General features: G+C 61.1%; 15 protein-coding genes and 1 pseudogene. 8 read left to right on the forward strand and 8 right to left on the reverse strand.

Going from position 1 to position 19,502, the window contains the following annotated elements; all coding sequences use genetic code 11:
• Nucleotide 1: 1 nt before the first annotated feature.
• The 3 genes and pseudogenes from ACO08A_RS17605 to ACO08A_RS17615 all read right to left on the reverse strand — a co-directional run bounded on the left by ACO08A_RS17605 (nt 2) and on the right by ACO08A_RS17615 (nt 4,047).
• Nucleotides 2–1,987, reverse strand: a complete 1,986-nt coding sequence (locus ACO08A_RS17605; RefSeq protein ID WP_422037277.1) for an ABC transporter permease — start codon at nt 1,985–1,987, stop codon at nt 2–4.
• Nucleotides 1,984–2,997 (reverse strand): quaternary amine ABC transporter ATP-binding protein, encoded by a 1,014-nt coding sequence (locus ACO08A_RS17610; RefSeq protein WP_422037278.1) that lies wholly within the window; start codon nt 2,995–2,997, stop codon nt 1,984–1,986. The genes ACO08A_RS17605 and ACO08A_RS17610 overlap by 4 nt, the downstream gene beginning before the upstream one ends.
• Nucleotides 2,998–3,114: 117 nt before the next feature.
• A pseudogene (locus ACO08A_RS17615) lies at nt 3,115–4,047 on the reverse strand (ABC transporter substrate-binding protein).
• A 209-nt stretch (nt 4,048–4,256) separates the two neighbouring features.
• Here ACO08A_RS17615 and ACO08A_RS17620 point away from each other — a divergent pair.
• Nucleotides 4,257–5,030, forward strand: coding sequence for an inositol monophosphatase family protein (locus ACO08A_RS17620; RefSeq protein WP_422037279.1), 774 nt, complete (start codon nt 4,257–4,259; stop codon nt 5,028–5,030).
• On the opposite strand, the gene ACO08A_RS17625 is transcribed toward ACO08A_RS17620, so the two are convergent.
• Together ACO08A_RS17625 and ACO08A_RS17630 are read right to left on the reverse strand one after the other, a co-directional pair.
• Nucleotides 5,017–5,943: a phosphotransferase gene (locus ACO08A_RS17625; protein ID WP_422037280.1), complete on the reverse strand. Its 927-nt coding sequence runs from the start codon at nt 5,941–5,943 to the stop codon at nt 5,017–5,019. The two genes, ACO08A_RS17620 and ACO08A_RS17625, sit on opposite strands and share 14 nt — an antisense overlap.
• Nucleotides 5,944–5,954: 11 nt before the next feature.
• Nucleotides 5,955–8,372 carry a GcvT family protein gene (locus ACO08A_RS17630; RefSeq protein WP_422037282.1) on the reverse strand — a complete coding sequence of 806 codons (2,418 nt, stop codon included), beginning with the start codon at nt 8,370–8,372 and terminating at the stop codon, nt 5,955–5,957.
• Nucleotides 8,373–8,509: 137 nt separating this feature from the next.
• On the opposite strand from ACO08A_RS17630, the gene ACO08A_RS17635 reads away from it, so the two are divergent.
• The 3 genes from ACO08A_RS17635 (at nt 8,510) to ACO08A_RS17645 (ending at nt 12,766) form a co-directional block, all read left to right on the forward strand.
• Nucleotides 8,510–9,271, forward strand: coding sequence for a DeoR/GlpR family DNA-binding transcription regulator (locus tag ACO08A_RS17635; RefSeq protein ID WP_422037283.1), 762 nt, complete (start codon nt 8,510–8,512; stop codon nt 9,269–9,271).
• Nucleotides 9,272–9,480: 209 nt separating this feature from the next.
• Nucleotides 9,481–10,638 carry a 6-phosphofructokinase gene (locus tag ACO08A_RS17640; RefSeq protein WP_319387699.1) on the forward strand — a complete coding sequence of 386 codons (1,158 nt, stop codon included), beginning with the start codon at nt 9,481–9,483 and terminating at the stop codon, nt 10,636–10,638.
• Nucleotides 10,639–10,882: 244 nt separating this feature from the next.
• Nucleotides 10,883–12,766 (forward strand): SLC13 family permease, encoded by a 1,884-nt coding sequence (locus tag ACO08A_RS17645; RefSeq protein ID WP_422037284.1) that lies wholly within the window; start codon nt 10,883–10,885, stop codon nt 12,764–12,766.
• A 52-nt stretch (nt 12,767–12,818) separates the two neighbouring features.
• Here ACO08A_RS17645 and ACO08A_RS17650 read toward each other — a convergent pair whose 3' ends face one another.
• Nucleotides 12,819–13,673 (reverse strand): LysR family transcriptional regulator, encoded by an 855-nt coding sequence (locus tag ACO08A_RS17650; protein WP_422037285.1) that lies wholly within the window; start codon nt 13,671–13,673, stop codon nt 12,819–12,821.
• 105 nt (nt 13,674–13,778) lie between these two features.
• Between ACO08A_RS17650 and tmpA the strand changes: the two genes are divergently transcribed.
• The 3 genes from tmpA to ACO08A_RS17665 are packed head-to-tail and all read left to right on the forward strand — an operon-like array spanning nt 13,779 to nt 16,403.
• The gene (gene tmpA, locus ACO08A_RS17655) at nt 13,779–14,918 is read left to right on the forward strand and encodes a 2-trimethylaminoethylphosphonate dioxygenase (RefSeq protein ID WP_422037286.1); all 1,140 of its coding nucleotides are present in this window, start codon (nt 13,779–13,781) and stop codon (nt 14,916–14,918) included.
• Nucleotides 14,915–15,511 (forward strand): (R)-1-hydroxy-2-trimethylaminoethylphosphonate oxygenase, encoded by a 597-nt coding sequence (gene tmpB, locus ACO08A_RS17660; RefSeq protein ID WP_422037287.1) that lies wholly within the window; start codon nt 14,915–14,917, stop codon nt 15,509–15,511. Before tmpA ends, tmpB begins: the two co-directional genes overlap by 4 nt.
• Before the next feature lie 4 nt (nt 15,512–15,515).
• Entirely contained in the window at nt 15,516–16,403 is an 888-nt protein-coding gene (locus tag ACO08A_RS17665; RefSeq protein ID WP_422037288.1) for an alkaline phosphatase family protein, read from the forward strand.
• 362 nt (nt 16,404–16,765) lie between these two features.
• On the opposite strand, the gene ACO08A_RS17670 is transcribed toward ACO08A_RS17665, so the two are convergent.
• Nucleotides 16,766–17,212 (reverse strand): Lrp/AsnC family transcriptional regulator, encoded by a 447-nt coding sequence (locus ACO08A_RS17670; protein WP_421979240.1) that lies wholly within the window; start codon nt 17,210–17,212, stop codon nt 16,766–16,768.
• A 123-nt stretch (nt 17,213–17,335) separates the two neighbouring features.
• Here ACO08A_RS17670 and ACO08A_RS17675 point away from each other — a divergent pair, with 123 nt between their 5' ends.
• Nucleotides 17,336–18,175, forward strand: a complete 840-nt coding sequence (locus ACO08A_RS17675; RefSeq protein WP_422037289.1) for a PhzF family phenazine biosynthesis protein — start codon at nt 17,336–17,338, stop codon at nt 18,173–18,175.
• Between the two features lie 102 nt (nt 18,176–18,277).
• Here the strand turns inward: ACO08A_RS17675 and ACO08A_RS17680 are convergent, their stop codons facing one another.
• Nucleotides 18,278–19,369: a fatty acid desaturase family protein gene (locus ACO08A_RS17680; protein WP_422037290.1), complete on the reverse strand. Its 1,092-nt coding sequence runs from the start codon at nt 19,367–19,369 to the stop codon at nt 18,278–18,280.
• Nucleotides 19,370–19,502: the final 133 nt, after the last annotated feature.

Genomic DNA, 19,502 nt, shown 5'->3' on the forward strand with positions numbered 1-19,502 from the left:
GTCACATCCCCAACCTTTGACGCTGGCCCGAAGCCAGCGCGTTGATGACCCTGTCCGCGATGATCGCGATGAAAGCGACGGAGAGACCGGCAACGATGCCCTGTCCGGCATTGGCCTTGGTCAGCGCGATATAGACTTCCTGGCCAAGATCCCTCGTCCCCACGAGGGCCGTGATCACCAGCATGGACAGCGCCAGCATGATGGTCTGGTTCAACCCCAGGAAAAGATGCGGTGTCGCCAAGGGCAGCTTGATGCGCCAGAGCAGCTGCCGCCTGGTGCAGCCTGACATCAGCCCGGCCTCGATCAGGGGCGGCGGAACCTCCTTGAGACCGTGCGCCGCATACCGGACTGCAGGGGCGAGGGCATAGAGGATCACCGCAATCATGGCGCTGAAGTCTCCGACGCGGAACAACATGACGACCGGGATCAGGTAGACGAAGCTGGGCAGCGTTTGCAGCGTGTCCATCAGACCGAGAATGATCCGCCCGGCCCGCGGGCTTTCCGCAGCCCAGATGCCGAGCGGGATGCCGATCAGCGTTGCGATCAGCACCGAGACACCGCACAGGTAGATCGTCACCATCGCCTTGGGCCACAGGCCCGATGCGGCAATGAAACTCATCAGGAGACCGGCGAGCAGGCCGATTTTCCAGCCGCCGACGCGCCAGGCCATCAGGGCGGTGGCGACGATGCCCCAGGCCCAGGGAATGCCGGTGAAAAACTTCTTCACCGGGAGAAGCAGCCATTGCAGGATGACGGTCTTGATGGCCTCGAACGTGTCGAAGAAGTTGACGTTGATCCATTCCATCGCGTTCGACCAGAACGGGCCGGTCGTGATCGTCAGGGCGTCCGGGTAGGTCTGGATCGCCGGGACGAAGCGGCCGAGGATCAAAGTCGAGGCAATCATCAGGAAGACGGTTCCTGACCAGGGATGGCGCTGCAGAACATTGCCTTCCAGGGGGTGACGTGCGCTTCGCTCCGCGAAGGCCTGGCTCGCCCGGTCAAGCGCGATCGCCATGGCCACGATGCCGAGACCTGCCTCGATGCCTCCGCCGATATCAAGCCGGCGCAGACTGGACAGGACGTCGAAGCCGAGGCCACCCGCGCCGATCATGGACGCGATGATCACCATGTTCAGCGTCAGCATGATCACCTGGTTGACCCCGACCATCAGGGTCGGAACCGCAGAGGGCACGAGAACCTTCCACATCATCTGCCGGTTGCGGCAACCGGCCATGCGGCCCGCCTCGATCACCTCCTTCGGCACCGAGTTCAAGGCAACGATGGTCACGCGCACCATGGGCGGCATGGCGTAGATCACCGTTGCAACAAGCGCGGCGACGGGGCCGAAGCCGAACAGGATCAGGATGGGAACGAGATAGGCAAATACCGGAACGGTCTGCATCAGGTCGAGAACCGGGCGCATCATCCGCTCGACCCAGCTGACCCGATAGGCCAGGATACCGAGCAGTAGCCCGCCAACGACGCCGATCGGAACGGAGATCAGCACGGAGGCGAGCGTGACCATGGCGCTTTCCCATTGGCCGAAAACGGCGAGATAGAGAAAACACGCACCCACGAGGACGGACAGGAACCAGTCGCGGGCATAATGCCCGATTGCCATGATCGTCACGATCACGGCGATCCAGCTGAGCGCTGGCGCGACCTGCACGGCCGCATCCCCGACACCGCTCGTGAACCCCTCGACAAGCAGGTTGCGCAGGACCTGATAGGGGGCTTCGATCAGCGCGGAAATGGCGCGGGTCAGGTCGCGGAACGTGAAGAAATAGAAGCTGGCGCTTTCGACCAGCCAGTCGAGAAACGCGCTGATCCGATCTTCAAGCGGCAGCTCCCAGCCCTTGGGGTAGCGGACGATCCAGCGGGCGTCGAGCGCCTTGTACAGCTGGAAGGAATAGGTGGACAGCAGCCAGGTTGCCGCGAACAGGGCTCCCCAGAACATCCAGCCCGACCTTGCCGCCCGTGCGATCATCTGCGGCCCACCAGCACGTCGATGACCGCCTTGCGGGATATCTGCCCGACGGGTTTTTCGCCCTCCATGACCTTGTGGGGAAGGTCAGAGGCTTCCACCGGATCGGCAATCGCTTCGATCACCGCATCATGGGAGACCTCGCCGGCAAAACTGTCGCCGTTGATCGGCTCCATCACCGATGCGGCACGGATCACCTTCGCGCGGCTGACGTGGCGGGTGAATTCAGCAACGTAGTCCGTTGCAGGCTGCAGGACGAGGTCTTCGGGGGTCGCCACCTGTTCGATGATGCCGTCCTTCATCACGGCGATCCGATCCGCGAGACGGATGGCTTCGTCGAAGTCATGGGTGATGAAAACGATCGTCTTGTGCAGGATGTTCTGAAGGCGCAGGAACTCGTCCTGCATCTCGCGCCGGATCAGCGGATCGAGTGCGGAGAACGGCTCGTCCAGGAACCAGATTTCCGGTTCCGCCGCCAGGCTGCGGGCAATGCCGACGCGTTGCTGCTGGCCACCGGAAAGTTCACGCGGGAAATAGGCTTCACGCCCCTTGAGGCCCACCAGTTCCACGACTTCCCGGGCCCGGGCTTCGCGTGTCTTCTTGTCGACACCCTGAATGTCGAGCGGGAATGCGGCGTTTTCCAGGACCGTCAGATGCGGCAGCAGGGCGAATTGCTGGAACACCATGCCCATCTTCTTGCGCCGGATCTGGATCAGTTCCTCTTCGCTTGCGCTGAGCAGGTCCTTACCCTCGAAGCGGATCTCGCCCGCCGTGGAGTCCACGAGACGTGACATGCATCGCACCAGCGTCGACTTGCCGGAGCCGGAAAGCCCCATGATGACGAAAATCTCTCCCTTCCGGATCTGCACGTTCACCGCGCGCACCGCCCCGATGAGATTCGCAGCTTCCAGATCGGCAGAAGAGGGGGCGGGGTTGGAGGTCAAAAACGTATCGGCCTGCGGTCCGTAAAGCTTCCATACGTTCCGGCAATCGAGAATTACGGGCGTCGTCATCCAGTCCTCGGTGGAGGTTCTCTTCCCGGTATCGGGAAACTGTCTTGCCAGTCATCCGGACTGGTGTCCTGCACGCATCAAGATCGGATTGCTGCGTGCAGGAAGTATGGAACGGCCTTACTTGGCAATCCAGCCCGACCATGTGTCCTTGTTGTCGGCCATCCAGGCGGCAACCGTGTCTTCCACGGACTTTCCGTTGAGATCCACTTCGGTGACCATGGCGCCGTAGTCGGCATTGGAGAGCTTGAAGTTCTCGATCGCCTTTGCCGCCCCCGGCCACTTGTCGGCAACGCCCGCCCAGCTGACTTTCCAGATCGGACCACGCGGCTTGCCGCAGTCATAGGCAGCGTCCGGGTTCACGCCGACCGACGGGTCGCTGTAGCACTCGGGCGAGAACGGCGGGAACTCGACGAATTCACCGTCATATTTCGCAGGAGCCCAGTGCGGTGCATAGACCTAGAGCACGATCGGATCCTGGCGCTGGTAGGCCGCTTCCAGCTCGGCGAACAAAGCTGCATCGGTGCCTGCATGGACCACTTCGAAGTCCAGTCCGAGCGCTTCCACGCGCTCCTCGTCAAAGCCGCCCCAGGTGACCGGACCGCCGAGATAGCGGCCGAAGGGGGCGGTTTCGGGGGTGGCGAATTCCTCGGCGCAATCCTTCAAGGCTTCCCAGTTGGGAAGACCCGGGCAGCGCTCCTTCATGTAGGCGGGATACCACCATTCCTCGATCGCCTGCAGACCGGTTTCCCCGAGATTGACGACATCACCTGTTGCGAAAGCCTCATCCATCGCCTCGCGTCCGGTGGTTTCCCAGATTTCCATGGCGACATGCAGGTCGCCCGTTTTCAGGCCCGCGAACTGGGCGATGTAGTCGGCCTGAACGTATTCGACGTTGTAACCGGCTTCCTTCAGGATTTCTCCCATCAGCTTGGTCGTGATCAGCTGTCCCGACCAGTCATGAAGTGTGAGCTTGATCGGATCGCTGGATTCGGCTGCGAGCGCAGGCGCGACAGCCAGCATCGCGGACAGTGCCAATGAAACGCGCTTCATATTTTTCTCCCCGTCTGAAATTGCCAATGCATGACTGCCCGGGCATGACCCCGTCTGCAGCTGCCAACTCGGCACGACACCCTCATAGACTGCCAGCATAAATCAACAAAAAGCAACATTTAGCTTCGAATTTTGTGGATTTTGGATACATTTTGAGCATTACGTGTTCATTCGACAGACAAAAACACCAGACATGCGGGGCTCGAGGGATGTCGGACTATTCAGCCAGACTGGAGAAGGCACGGGAGATCACGGCAGCCGCCGCCGCGGTCAGCCTTTCCTTTTTCCGGAACGATCCCGAGACCGAAATCAAGGCCGACCAGAGCCCGGTGACGCTGGCCGACAAGGCAACCGAACAGTCTCTGCGGGACAGTCTCCAGGATCAGTTTCCAGGCGAAACGATCTTCGGCGAAGAATTCGGCCGAACCGGAGAAGGCGCTGCGATGTGGATCATCGATCCGATCGACGGCACGCGCTCTTTCATTGCCGGATTGCCGCTGTTCGGGATGCTGCTCGGTTATCTTGAGGACGGGCACCCGAAACTTGGCGTGATCCACATGCCGGCCCTGGGCGAAGCCTATGCCGGGGGCGAAGGTTTGCCGGCCTCATGCAACGGAACTCCGATCAGGACCCGTGCCTGCCGGTCGCTGGACGACGCCCGCCTGTTCATCAACGAGGGCGACAAGCTGGCCGTCTCGGAAGCGGACGTTTTTCGGCGTCTGGTCCGGGCAGGGCAGTTGCGCAGGCTGGGAGCCGATTGCTATCCGCACGCGCTGGTGGCGCGCGGTCTTGCCGACGCCGTCGTGGACTACGACCTGCAGCCTTACGACTATCTGCCGGTCTCTGCCGTCGTTGCGGCAGCCGGCGGGATCATGACCGACTGGCAGGGCAAGCCGCTGTCGATGACATCGGACGGGCGTACGGTCACAGCGGCGACACCCGAATTGCACGTGGAACTTCTGGACCTTCTCAACCGGCCCTGACGGCAGCCACGTGTCCGTCGAAGGACGGGTCCTGCATCAGCTTCCGGCACCGGTCGAAGCGGCCGGTGGCGTAGGCCCAGAAGTCTTCGGCCGGATTGTCGTCGGCCAGCTGGATCAGTCCCCACAGGGTCCAGAGCAGATCGCACATGGCCTTGTAGATCACAACACGTCCCGTCTCCGCGGCTGTCGGTTCGCGGCCGAAATAGGCCCGGAGCATCTGCGCATCCTGTTCCGCGGTCATTCCGGCTTCGACCGAGAGGTCGCCGAGATCCCAGAGCGGATCGTTCATGCCGGAATACTCCCAGTCGACGATCCACATCCTTTCGCCGTCATCCAGGAAGTTCTCGCACAGCGGATCGCAGTGGCAGGGCGCAAGCGGGAGATCCGCCGCAGCCAGCACTTCGCCAACGGGCGTCGCCGCAGCAACGACGTCCTCATACCCGTCCGGCAGGGAAACGTCCTTGGTGGACAGAACCTTGAGGTAGTCGTCAATCATCGAGAACAGTTCGAAGCGGAACTGAAAAGTCTCTCCCGAGGCATGCAGCCGGGCGAGGGCGGCACCGGCGCGGCCTGGTGAGCCATGACGAGACTTGAAAAGATCGGGCGTCATGGTCTCGATTGCCTCGATCGTGCGGGTAATCATGATGCCGGATGCTGCGTCGGCATGGAGCACTTCGGCGGAAACACCGGCTCGTGCCGCTGCCTCCGCATTGTGCTTTTCCACGCCGCGATCAATATATTCCTCGGTGTTTTCGCCCGGGATGCGGACGATGACCGACTGGTCCTCAAGGTCGACGCGGTGGACGAGATTGGTCAGTCCGCCCAGCCGGGTTATGTGCAGTGCCGATGTCACATGAGCAAATTGAGGTGCGGTGCGCAGGGCTGCGAGTACCTTGTCAGCGTGTTCCGTCATGTGTCCCCCGTTCATCCCTTGAGCGCAGTGTTTTCCCGATCGTAGAGCGGGCTTTCCGTCTGCGTGACCGGATAGCGTTCGCCGAAGACCTCGAGACTGAAATCTGAACAGTCCCAGTGAGCCTTGTCCAGATAGCCACGCACGATTGTCCGGCCTACCGTGCAGCCATAGCCGACCGAAGTCGCGGAGGAGACGACGCGATCACCGCGCAGGATGGTCTCCCCGCCGGTCAGCGGCAAATTTTCAGGTGTCACGAAGGTGCAAAGCCTGCGTTTGACGCCCGTGGTCTTCTGACCCTCAAGGACCGCGCGTCCGAGAAAGTCGCCTTTCGACTTGAGATGTACCCGGAAGCCGAGACCCGCCTCGACCGGCGTGTAATCCGGGGTGACGTCAGCGGACCAGTAGACATAGCCCTTTTCCATTCTGAGGCTCTCGATGGCGCGGTAGCCGACATTGGCGATGCCGTGCGCACCGCCCGCTGCCCACAGCGTGTCATAGACATGCGCTGCGAACTCCGTCGGAATGTGCAGTTCATAGCCGAGCTCGCCGACATAGCCGATGCGGGCGGCCCTGATAGGGGCGGCGCCGACAACGATTTCCCGCATCGTCGCGAACGGGATCGCCTCGTTTGACACATCGCTTTCGGACGCCGCAGCCAGCAGGTCGCGCGACCTTGGGCCGACAATATTGATCACGGCATATCCGCTGGTGACCTCCGTCATGTAGACCGAAGCATTTTCGGGCAGATTGCGGCTGATCCAGTCGCTGTCGTGAACGCCGAAACCGGATCCGGTCACCAGGTAGAACCGGTCGCGAGAAAGACGGATGATCGTTACATCCGCTTCGACGCCGCCGCGGTCATTGCACATCTGCGTATAGATGACCGAGCCGGCCGGCTTGTCCATGTTGGAAACGGTCAGCCGTTGCAACGCGGCAAGAGCATCGGACCCGACAATCTCGAATTTGGAAAAGCTCGACTGGTCAATCAATGCGACCCGCTCGCGTACCGCCTTGTGTTCTTTGGCTGCATATGTCTTCCAGCCCGGATCCAGGAAATCCAGCTGGTCCACGGGTTCAACGCCTTCAGGAGCAAACCAGAGCGGGCGTTCCCAGCCGTTCTTCGAGCCATAGACCGCACCCTGGTCCTTCAGCTTCCGGTAAAGCGGTGACAGGCGCAGCTGCCGCGCGCTTTCATGCTCCTGGCCGGGATACCGTTTCTTGTAGTGGTGGGCATAGTGCTCGACGGCGCGCGGATACATGAAGGTCCTGGTGCCGTGATGCGGTCCGAAGCGGCGCACGTCGAGCGGCCACAGATCGAGAGAGGGGCGGCCCTCGACGACCCATTCGGCGATCATTTCCCCGGCGCCGCCACCTGCGGCAATGCCGTAGAGAAAGCCGGTTGCCATCATCAGGTTGTCGAAGCCGGGCTGCCAGCCCATGACGAAATCGCCATCGGCGGAGTAGGGGATCGGCCCGTTGATGACCTGGCGGATGCCGACGTCGTTGACGACGGGTGTCACCCGGCTGGCGAGATCCGCGAGCGGCAGAAAGCGGTCCAGGTTTTCCGGCAGCAACTGGCGCACGAAAGCACCGGGAATGCCATGATCCCCAAAGGGAAGCGTATCTTCCTCATAGCCGCCTATGACCAGCCGTCCGGCAACGTCGGGCTTATAGTAGACCAGTCGCTCCGGGTCGCGCAGTGTCGGAAAATCGCCGACGTCGGTCCCGGTGGGCTCGGTCACGATATACTGGTGTTCGACCGCGCAGGCGGGGACGCGAATGCCGAGTTTCGCGCCCAGTTCCCGGCTCCACATGCCGGCGGCAAGGATCACCGTGTCCGCTTCGAAGGACCCTTCACTTGTCTCAACCGCCGTGATCCGGCCGTTCGAGACGGTGAAATCCCGCACTTCGACGCCCTGACGTATGTCTGCGCCCTGGCGTCGGGCCGCACCCGCGACGGCCTGGCAGAGCGAGGCCGGGTCGACATGGCCGTCGGTGGGAATGAACGCCGCGCCCTCGAGCCCGTGCGCATCGATAAGCGGAAACAGGTCCCTGGCTTCTTCAGGCGTGATGATCTGCATGTCGAGATCGAAGCTGCGCGCCATGGTCGCCAGCCGTTTTGCCTCCAGCAGGCGTTCCCGGGTTGCGGCCAGTCTGAGCGAGCCGGTTTTCTTCCAGTCGAACTGCATGCCCTCTTCATTCTGCAGCCGATCGTACATCTCCACGGATTTTTTCAGCATGCGGGTGGTGTTGCGGGACGAGCGCAGCTGTCCGACCAGACCGGCGGCATGCCAGGTTGCGCCTTCGGTCAGGGCAGCACGCTCCAGCAGCACCACGTCCTTTTCCCCCATCCGGGTCAGATGATAGGCAATCGAGCACCCGATAATGCCGCCGCCGATGATCAGGTGTTTGGCCGAATGTTGGATCATTTTGCAGGTCCGCGTGATGTCAGTCGGCTCAAATGCTAACAAAAAACAACATCTTGACAATGGAAATGTTGATTTTTGTTGAAATGCAGGTGCAAAATAGACTTATTCGACCAGAAACTTTGGTGTAAACAGGCTTCATGTCGAAATACGAAACAACGCTCCTGCAGACCGTGGATATGCGTGGCACCGTCAGCGTGCAGGAACTGTCGCGTCTTCTCGGTGTTTCGGATCAGACCATCCGCCGGGTTTCGCGGCCACTGGTGGACCGCGGCGCATTGCAGAAGGTGCATGGTGCGCTGGTTTCGACCAAGTCGGCGGCCGATCTGCCTTACCTCGCCCGCATGAATCTGAACCGGGAAGCCAAGGTGGCAATCGCCGAAGAGGTCGTGAAAATCATCCAGGATGGCGACAGCATCGCCATCGATACCGGATCGACGTCCGGTTTCGTCGCGCAAGCGTTGCGAAGCCGCCGCGAACTTACCGTGGTCACCAATTCGGCCTATGTGGCGAGCACACTTGCAATGATCCCGGGCAACAATGTCTCCATGGCGGGAACGCAGCTCAGGGATCATGATGGTGCGTCTTTCGACCGGTCGGCGTTCGAGGTCATCGACCGGATGCAGGTCGACTACGTGCTGTTGTCGGCATCACTTGTCGATGCCCGGAAGGGCTTCCTCGTCCACGAGCAATGCGAAGTCGATATCGCGAGCGCCATGCTGGCGAATGCGGGACGGGCGATCATGGCGGTCGATCATTCCAAGTTCGAGCCGCAAATGCGCAAGCCGGCGCTGCGCCAGCCGACGCTCAAACCCGGCGATTATCTCGTGACCGACAGAACGCCGCCGGCGGATTTTGCCGGATTGTTCGCGGACCTGGAAATCCGCGTTCCCCCTCACTGAGTCGCATGGGTGCAACCACTCCCCCGATCCGCGATTGTCCTTCCGGCAACAAATGATCCAACACGCAATTGATTTGCTCTGGGCGCTTGTCCTCTGACCATGATTGGTGCGAGGTTCTAGGGTCAGGAATTTAAAGGAGATCTTTTGTGTTTCACGGCAAGGTACTTGTGGCCCAGGGGGGCGGTCCGACCGCGGTTATCAATCAGTCGATGGTTGGCGCGGTCCTGGAGTCACGAAAGTTCCGCTCCGTCGAGTTGATCTACGGTGCCGTACACGGTGTGCGGGGGATCCTCGACGAGGACTTCTACGATCTGACCCAAGAGACGACCCACAATCTGGAAATGGTCGCCGATACGCCGTCTTCGGCGCTTGGCTCGACGCGGGACAAGCCGGATCTGAAATATTGCCAGGAACTCTTCAAGGTCCTGCGTGCGCACCAGATCGGCTATTTCTTTTACACCGGCGGCAACGATTCCTCGGACACGGTCCGGATCGTGAATGAAGAAGCGCGCAAGGCCGACTACAACATGCGCTGCATCCACATTCCGAAGACCATCGACAACGACCTTGTCGAGAATGACCACACGCCCGGTTTTCCGTCGGCTGCCCGCTACGTCGCGCAGGCGTTCATGGGCATCAATCTCGACAATGCGGCGCTGCCCGGTATCTATATCGGTGTCGTGATGGGACGTCATGCCGGATTTCTCACGGCCGCCTCGGCGCTGGGCAAGAAATTCTCCGATGACGGCCCGCATCTCATCTACATGCCCGAGCGCACGTTCGAGATCGACAAGTTCATCAGGGACGTCAAGGATGTCTATGACCGGCACGGGCGCTGCGTCGTAGCCGTGAGCGAAGGTATCCATGACGGCTCCGGCACACCGATCATCGCAAAGCTGGCCAGCGAGATCGAACGCGACGCCCATGGCAATGTGCAATTGTCCGGAACCGGCGCCCTGGCCGATCTGCTGACACAGAAGGTCAAGCAGGAATTGAAGATCACGCGGGTCCGGGGCGATACGCTCGGCTATATCCAGCGCAGTTTTGTCGGATGCGTGTCCGATGTCGACCAGAACGAAGCCCGCGAAGTCGGTGAGAAAGCCGTTCAATACGGCATGTTCGGCGATCGCGACGGATCGGTGACGATCAAGCGCACCGGTCACTACTCGGTCGACTACGAACTGGTCCCGCTGGAGCTGGTTGCCGGAAAGACCCGGACGATGCCCGACGAATTCATCACCGCCTCCGGGCATGACGTGACGGACGAGTTCCGCCTGTATCTGCGCCCGCTTCTGGGCAAAGGCATGCCGGATGCCCATCGTCTGCGGCCGAACAAAGTCCCGAAGATCCTTGCGGGATCGCAATAACGAGGAAGCCTGACCGGGGTCGGGCAGACGTCACTGCGTCCGTTTCCCGCCGCGACCGGCGAGCGGCGGAACGCACGCAGACACACAGGACCACATGTGGCCGCTACGGGATGGATTACGGTCTTTCAGTTTGCTAGCCTGCCTGCCAGCCACGGACACGCGAACACGCCGGTCCGGTGGCTGAGGCAAAAAAGGGCCGATCCGCTTCGGTCTGACAAAAACAAAATGCCGGGGGGCACACAAGGTGGAGGCAATCACTCTAACCTATCCGATGATGGTGGTTCTGGGGCTGCTGGTTTTCACGGTCGTCCTGTTCGTCTCGGAGGTCGTTCGTATCGATTTTGCGGCCATATTGGTCATGGTGCTGCTCGGCCTTCTCAGCCAGATGCCCGGTCTTCATTCCCTCGCGGATGTCAGCACGCTGTTCAACGGTCTCGCGTCCAATGCCGTCGTCTCGATCATAGCCGTCATGATCATCGGCGCCGGGCTCGACAAGACCGGCCTGATGAGCAAGGTCGCAGCCCTTATCCTGAAACACGGCGGCAGTTCCGAGGCACGGGTTGTGCCAATCGTCTCGGGCACGGTCGGTGTCATCTCCTCGTTCATGCAGAATGTCGGTGCCGCGGCCCTGTTCCTGCCCGTGGTCAGCCGTATCTCGGTGCGCACGGAACTGCCGCTCAGCCGTTTGCTCATGCCCATGGGATTCTGTGCGATCCTGGGTGGAACGCTGACAATGGTCGGTTCCTCGCCGCTGATCCTGCTGAACGATCTGATCGTGACAGCCAACCGGTCGCTTCCCGACACGGCGCAGATGGGCACCTTCAGCCTGTTTTCGGTGACACCTGTCGGCGTCGCCCTCGTCGCCTCGGGCATCTTGTATTTCATGATCTTCGGCCGGTGGATCCTGCCGGGGGAACAGGCAGCCGGCGATGCCACCAGCGCGCAACCGATGAAGGAGTATCTCAAGAAGATCTACGGTCTGAAAACCGACATCTTCGAGATCACGATCCCTGCGGGACATCCCGTTGAGGGACAAACCTTCGATGACGTCATTGAGCGTTACCATGTCTACATCATCGGCAGCGCCTTCCACGGGAAAACCTGGTTTGCGCCGGTCATCACGACCAAGATCACGACGCCCTGCAGGCTGGCCGTGCTCGGCCGTGCGAAGGAAGTCCGGCACATGGTCGAGGATGCAAAGTTCATCCTCCACGACAAGCTGGATGTCTTTGCCGAGGATTACGCCCCGACGAAATCCGGCGTGGCCGAAATCGTTGTGACGCCGGGCTCTTCGATCATCGGCAAGTGCGCCCATGACGTCGTTTTCCGGAAAACCTATGGTGCGAGCATGCTGGCCATCCACCGGGGCGAGGAAACGCTGAGCCTGGTGTCGACGGAAGACCATGAACCGACCCAGATCGCCGAAGTTCCGTTTCGCGCCGGAGACACGATCGTGGTTCACACGACGTGGGAGGCACTGACGAGACTGACGCAGAACCGCGACTTCGTGGTCGTCACGACCGATTTTCCCCACGAGGAACTCCGGCCGAAAAAGGTCGTCTGGGCCCTGTTCTTCTTCCTTGTGTCCCTGTCCCTGATCCTGCTCACGGATTTGCGCCTGTCCCTGTGCCTGCTGACCGGTGCGGCGGGAATGATCCTCACCGGGGTTCTCGACATCGATGACGCCTATGAGGCCGTGAGCTGGAGCACGGTCTTTCTTTTGGCCAGTCTCATTCCCCTCGGGCAAGCGGTACAGACATCCGGAACCGCCGAGTGGATCGCGCAGCAGATCCTTCTGCTCTTGCACGGCTGGCCGGTGTGGTTGCTGCAGGCGGGCCTTGCCGTTCTGGCCACGGTGTTCACGCTCATCATGTCCAATGTGGGGGCGACGGTCCTCCTGGTGCCGCTCGCGGTCTCCATTGCCGTCGCCGCGGGCGGCGACCCGGCCATCTTTGCGCTCACCGTGGCCATTTCGACGTCAAATTCCTTCCTGATCCCGACCCATCAGGTCAACGCGCTTATCATGGGGCCGGCAGGTTACAAGGTAACGGATTTCATCAAGAGCGGCGGGATCATGACCGTCCTGTTTCTGGTCGTGTCGCTGGTGGTCATGAACCTCGTGTTCTAGATACCTTTGTGATTGCATCGGGGTCTATTGGCTGGTTCTGTTGCTCCCTTGATCACGGTGATACCAGTTCGCTGGAGAGCGCGTCCCATTGCCGCCCGCCGATCGCATTCCGCGAGGCGAGCAACCAGTAGGTTTCGCTGTGCTCGTAAACATCGTTGCCGAGGCGGATCAGAGTGCCGGCATTGATCTCCTCTGCGCAAAGTGCCAGCGAGCCGAGCGCGACGCCCTGTCCGGCCTTGGCCGCGGCGATTGCCCCGTGCAAGGTGTCGACCCGGATCCGGGGTATCGGCGTGGAGGAGATGCCAAACCGCCCGGAAAATTGACCCCAATCAGGGCGCGGTCCGGTGCAGGCGATCCGCGGTAGCGTGGTCCAGTCTTCACACGCCAGCTCCGGCGCGCACACGGGAGCGAGCGCTTCCTTGTAAAGCGGGCGCTGAAAGTGATGCGGCCAGTCCCCGGAGCCGTATCTGATCTGAATGATTGTGTCCGTCGTCGCGGTCTGGCCGCCCAGGACATAGGACTGCACGGAAATCTGCGCGCCGGTTGCCACGCAGGCCCTGGCCAGCCGCGGGGCCAGCCACATTGAAATCACGGACTGGCTGGCCGAGATGGTCAGGCGAAGCCGGTGGCTGGCAAACAGCAACTCGGCGCTTTCGCTCAAGGTGCGCAAGGCCGCCTGAACATGCGGCAGCCAGGTTTCGCCATCGACCGTCAGTGAAATCGTGCGCGCCTGGCGCAGGAACAGTTGCGTGCCGAGGTGTTTCTCCAACTGCCCGATCCGCTGGCTGATCGCCGGCTGGGTCAGGCCGGTTTCGGCTGCGGCCGCGGTAAAGCTGCCCAGGCGGGCAGCGGCCTCGAAAGCACGGACCCACTCCAGGGGCGGGAGTTTGTAGAAGGACTCATCCATAAGGAAAACCACTGCTCAGTTTGGGTTTTTATGATTTGAATTTATGCAGCTTTTTACCTCAGATGGAAGAAATCACTTCGTGCGGCCGGTCTGGAAGGAAACGCCATGCATACGACGCTCAGCCAGGACGGTGCTGTCCTGACCCTCCACTCCGATGAAGGGTCCGCCCGCTTTCATGCCATCTGGCTCCGGGACAATGCGCAGGACCCGCAAACACGTGCTTCGGGAAACGGCCAGCGCCTCATTGCCTTGCGCGACATAGCCGCCGACACCAGGATCGTCGCTGCGGTCGTGGAGGGCGATACCCTGAACGTGACGTTCGCGCCGGAACAAAAGACAATCGGCTACAATTTGGCCTGGCTTGACGCCCACAAGTATGACGTATCCCGTTCACCCGAACGCGGCTGGCTCCCGGACGAGGTCACGCCCTGGAATTCCAGCTTGCAGGAAAATGTCCCGGCCGGAAACTACCCGATGCTCACCCGGCGCGGCGCAGCGTTTCAGGACTGGATCGAACAGGTTGCGCGCTACGGCTTCGGCAAGATCGAGGGCGGGCCTGTCGAGGAAGGGGCGCTGTTCAAGGTCGTCGACCTCTTCGGCTATGTGCGCGAAACCAACTACGGCAAGCTGTTCGAGGTCCGCACCGAGGTCAATCCCACCAATCTGGCCTATACAGGCCTCGGTCTGCAGGCCCATACCGACAATCCCTACCGGGACCCGGTTCCCACGATCCAGGTGCTGTACTGCCTGGAAAGTTCCGCGGCGGGCGGCGAGAACATGGTGGTGGACGGTTTCGCCTGTGCCCGCCGGCTGCAACGGGAAAATCCGGACTATTTCGATGTGCTCGCCGACCACTGTGCGCGCTTTGAATATGCGGGCGAGGACGGTGTCTGCCTGACGTCCCGCCGTCCGCTCATCGACCTGGCTCCCGATGGCGAACTGATCGGCGTGCGCTTCAACAACCGCTCGCTGGCGGCCGTGACGGATGTGCCGTTCGACCGGATGGATCTCTGGTACGTGGCCTATCGGCGGTTCGGCGAGATCATCGACGATCCGGCGATGGAGGTGGTGTTCCGTCTCGATCCGGGCGAGGCCTTCGTGGTGGACAACACGCGCGTCCTGCACGCCCGCAAAGCCTATTCGGGTGCCGGCAAACGTTGGCTTCAGGGCTGTTACGCGGACAAGGACGGTCTCCGTTCGACACGCGACGCGCTTCGCCGCAGATCGCTGGAGGCCGCAGAATGAGGCCATCACCGCAAGAGCTGACCGCCGATACGATCGTGGAATTTCTCGCCTCGATTTTCGAACGCCGCGGATCGGAGGAATACCTGGGCGAACCGGTGACCATGGGTGAGCACATGCTGCAGGGGGCCACCCTGGCCGAACGGAGCGGACAGCCCGACGAGATTATCGTCGGCGCGCTGTTGCATGACATCGGCCATTTCACGTCCGAATTCGGTACCTTCACGATGGACGATACCGAAGACCGGCATCACGAGGACGCCGGCGCGGACATCCTGGAACGCTTCTTTCCAAGCGTCGTCACCGATTGCTGCCGCTACCACGTCGCAGCGAAACGGTATCTTTGCGCGACGAAACCTTCCTATTTCGAGCGCCTTTCGGAGGCATCCGTTCATTCGCTGAACCTGCAGGGCGGCGCCATGAGCGCGGAGGAAGTCGCCGAGTTCGAAACGAATCCCAACCTCAAGGAGATCATTGCCGTGCGGTACCTGGACGAAGCGGGCAAGGTGGCAGGCATGGAAACGCCGGGCTTCCGGCATTTCGCGCCGAGGGTTCAGCGCCTGGTGGATCTTCACACGGGGCGCGATCCTGGTTAGTCCGATGCCCGCCGGAACCGCCGGTTTGCCGGTCATGCCCAAGGTCTGCCTGATCGTGATCGACGGGTTGCGGGACGACACCGCGCGCGCGGCGTGCAGTTACCTCATGTCCTCTGTTACCGGAGGCGAGGCACGGATCTGGACCATGCGTGCCTGCCTTCCGACAATGTCCGCCCCGCTCTACGAGACACTCCACACAGGCCGTGCCCCGGCTGATCACGGGCTCATGGACAATGACGGCCTGCGCCCTTCGTCCGGCCCGAGTGTCTTTTCCGCAGTCAAGGCGGCGGGGGGACAATGCGGCGTCGTCGGTCATTGCTATTTTCACACGCTGTTCGGCGGCACTCCGTTCGATCCGTTCGCGCACGTCGAAATCAATGACCCGGATGCCCCGATCGCCCATGCGCGCTATTACAGCATGGACGGATACGATGCCGACAACAGTGTTCAACCGGCGGAGGTCGACCTGTGCGCACAGGCCTGGTCGATCGCCGACCGGCATGCGCCCGAATACCTGCTGCTGCATTCTTCCAGCTGCGACACCCTGGGGCATCTGCATACCGGTCTGGGCCGGGGTTATGTCCGGCAGGCCGAAAAGGTGGATGCAGCATTGGCGCAGCTCATTCCGCGGCTGACCGCCCGGGGATATCATGTGCTGGTGACGGCGGATCACGGCATGGACGACGCGGGCAACCATGGCGGCGACGCGGCGTGTGAGCGTCATGTGCCGTTCCTGTCCTTCACCGATAGGCTGCATGCCGGACCGGACGAGATCCTGGACCAGCGCTGCGTCGCCCCGACCATCCTCGCGCTTCTGGGCATTCCCCACCCGAAAACGATGAAGGCCGCACCGCTCTGCCGGGCAGAGCCCCGGACTGGAAAATTGTGTTGATGACCGACGCGGGCTGTTTCGTATCGACCTTTTCAAGCGAACGATGAGCCTGTTTCGAACGCGCCCGGATGGAAAGCGGTGGAATGGAGCTGTCCTCTAGGCCATACCCTCATAAACCAGGCCGCAATGGCGCTGCAAACGGCGATGAGATGCAAGGAAATGTGCGAAAAGCGGGCTTTCTGCCCGGTTGAGCGCATTGACGCAGCAGGTCGAAGCCGTTTCTGCGTCCCTTCGGGATAAGGTGAATTTGCCCGGATACTTTGTTGCGAAGCTTTGAAAACCGGACGGTTTCCTGCAGCTTCGCGCCGCGTATCCGAACAAATTCATCCATACCATTGTGGCCTGGTTTATGAGGGTATGGCCTAGTCCAGAGGCGGCAGTCTGTTTTCGAATACGAAAGACTTCACGATGGAAGTGTTGGTTTCCGCCCGGTCGTGGAATGGCAGCAGGATATCGTCCAGCTCGGCTACGTCTTTCAGCAGCAACCGGGCGACATAGCAGTCATCGCCGGTGACCCGGTCGCAAGATGTGAAACGCGGTTCCTCGCGGATCATGTTTTCGACGGTGTGAAGCTGGCCGCTGCGCGGTTTGATCCTGACAAGCGCCTGGATCGTGTAGCCGAGCCTGCGCAGATCGAGCCGCGCACCGAACCCGACGACAAACCCGCGGTCCTGCAGACCGCGCAGCCGTTCGCCCACCGCCGGACCGGAAAGACCCACCTCCTTGCCGATATCGGCAAGACTGGTGCGGCCCTGGGCTTCGAGAATCTCGACAATCCGACGGTCTGTTTGATCCAGCTCTTTCGACATGAAAACAGGTTAGGTCAGACAGAAACGATACGAAAGAGAAAAAGCCGAATAGCCATCGCAATCACGGGGACAGCCAGGGCGTCTGGTGATTAAATTCCCCCCAGCAAAAGACAGGAGTTACCGATGGATATTCAACGAATAGCGGCATTCAGCCAAGGGTCCGAGGGCGGTAATCCGGCAGGCGTGGTGCTGTTACCGGAGGCGGTGAGCGCCGACGAGATGGCGCGGGTCGCGGCCGATGTCGGATACTCGGAAACAGCGTTCGCTGTTGCTCAGGGCAATGACGGCAGATCCTGGCGTGTCCGTTACTTCTCCCCGGAATCCGAAGTGCCCTTTTGCGGCCATGCGACCATCGCTCTTGGTGCAGCATTGGGAAAACACAATGGTGCCGGCACCTATATGCTCGAGCTGAACGACGCCACGATCACCGTCGACGCGGAGGAGGGCCCGGACGGAATGATGGCGACGCTGTCCTCACCCCCCACGCGGAGCCGTGCGATGACCGATGCAGAGGAACAGGACGTCATGACCCTGTTTGCTCTGACCCCGGAGGACCTCGATCCGCAGCTCGCGCCCGCGTTCATCCACGGCGGTGCCAACCATGTCGTGTTACCGTTGAAAGACCGTGCCCGGCTTTCGGCCATGTCCTATGAGCTTAACGAGGGACGCGCCGTGATGCGCAAGCACGATTTGGTCACTGTGATGCTGGTTTACATCGAAGGAAACCAGACATTCGTTGTGCGCAACGCTTTCGCGTCCGGTGGTGTCCTTGAAGACCCGGCAACCGGCGCCGCCGCGGCGGCGTTCGCTGGCTACCTGCGTGACAGTCAGTGGCCGCATAACGGCAGCTTCACGATCCGCCAGGGTGAAGACATGGGCAGTCCCTCACTGATCAAGGTCACGCTGGACGACACGGCGGGTGCGTCCGTGCGGGTTTCCGGCGGCGCGCGCGACATCAAGTGAACGCGCGCCGGCAGATCGTGTCGAAGCCGTGTCGCCGGGGCGGGCCATGCCGGGTCCGGGACGGGGCCGCCGACAATCACGCCCGCGAAACCGTGATGGGTGTCACCGACCGCCGATGCTGCTGCCGTTAAGAATCCGTGGCGGCCGGGACATCTTGTAAAGGTGTGCCATATGTGCGCGCACGACCTCCCAGGGGGCGAGTATGTTGAGTTTCACACCAAACTCACGTGCGGTCCTTATCACCAACCTGCTGAGCGCCCGATTGTGCGAATGCGCGAACCGGGGAAACAAGTGATGCGCACAGTGCGCATTTGCCCCGCCTGTCAACGCAATCGCCAATCTGGACGTCGGTGCCCAGTCGACCGAGGTACGGATTTGATGATGGGCCCAGTCCAGCGGGAGCGTTCCGCCTTCGTTCGGATCAAAAAACTCGGCCTCTTCGCTGATATGACTGCCGACATTTATCGCGACAAACAACAAGGACGCGGAAGAGACGAATACGATGTAGTAGCCCGCGAGAAGAATAATCCCGTGTTCGGACAAGAAAAGCGGCATCACCAGGAAAAGGCAGACGTGAACGATTTTCGCCGCGGCGAATTCGACCAGTGGCCCGACACCGGAAAACTTGCCGGGCCAATTGCGTCTGGCCTTGCGCAGATGCTCGAAATCCTCGGCAAAGGCCAGGTGCGGCAGAACAAGCGCGTAGAGGAAAATGGCATACCAGCATTGAAATCTGTGCCATGCCCGCCACGGTTTGGACGGCGACAGTCTCAACAGGCTTGAGCCGTCAGCATCAATATCGGTCCCGGCAATGTTCGGGTACATGTGATGAAGCCGCAGGTGCCTTTCGGCCCAGAGCTTTCCTGAAATGCCGACGAGTGAGAAGCCGGCGGACAGGCAAACTTGATTCACCCATCTGGACGCTGCAAATGAGCCATGGGCGGCATCATGACAGACCGTCGCGACAAGAGTGTAGATGCCTGCGCCCAGGACGGCAGCTGAAACCAGGAGAATCCAGGGGCCTGGATCGATATAGATCAGGCTATAGACCGCGGTGCAAAACAGAAAGAGAAGGCTGGATCTGAACCATTGGCCAGCACCAGCGAAGCGGCCTGTTTTGCTGCGCGACAGGTATCTGCCCGCACGCGCATTGAGCTGCGATGAGAACTCGCTCTTTGGCTGAAAAGTCGGCATTGTCTCACAACACGGTTTGAGTTTGATTGTTCGTGGCGCGACCGCTGGACGAGCAGGGCCGTGCATCTCGTTGGCAAGGCTGACGAGGCGGACCTCGCAACGCTTTGCCCAGCTTTGCTAGCCCGAAGTGCTT

Source organism: Roseibium sp., assembly GCF_965232425.1.
Lineage (GTDB): Bacteria > Pseudomonadota > Alphaproteobacteria > Rhizobiales > Stappiaceae > Roseibium.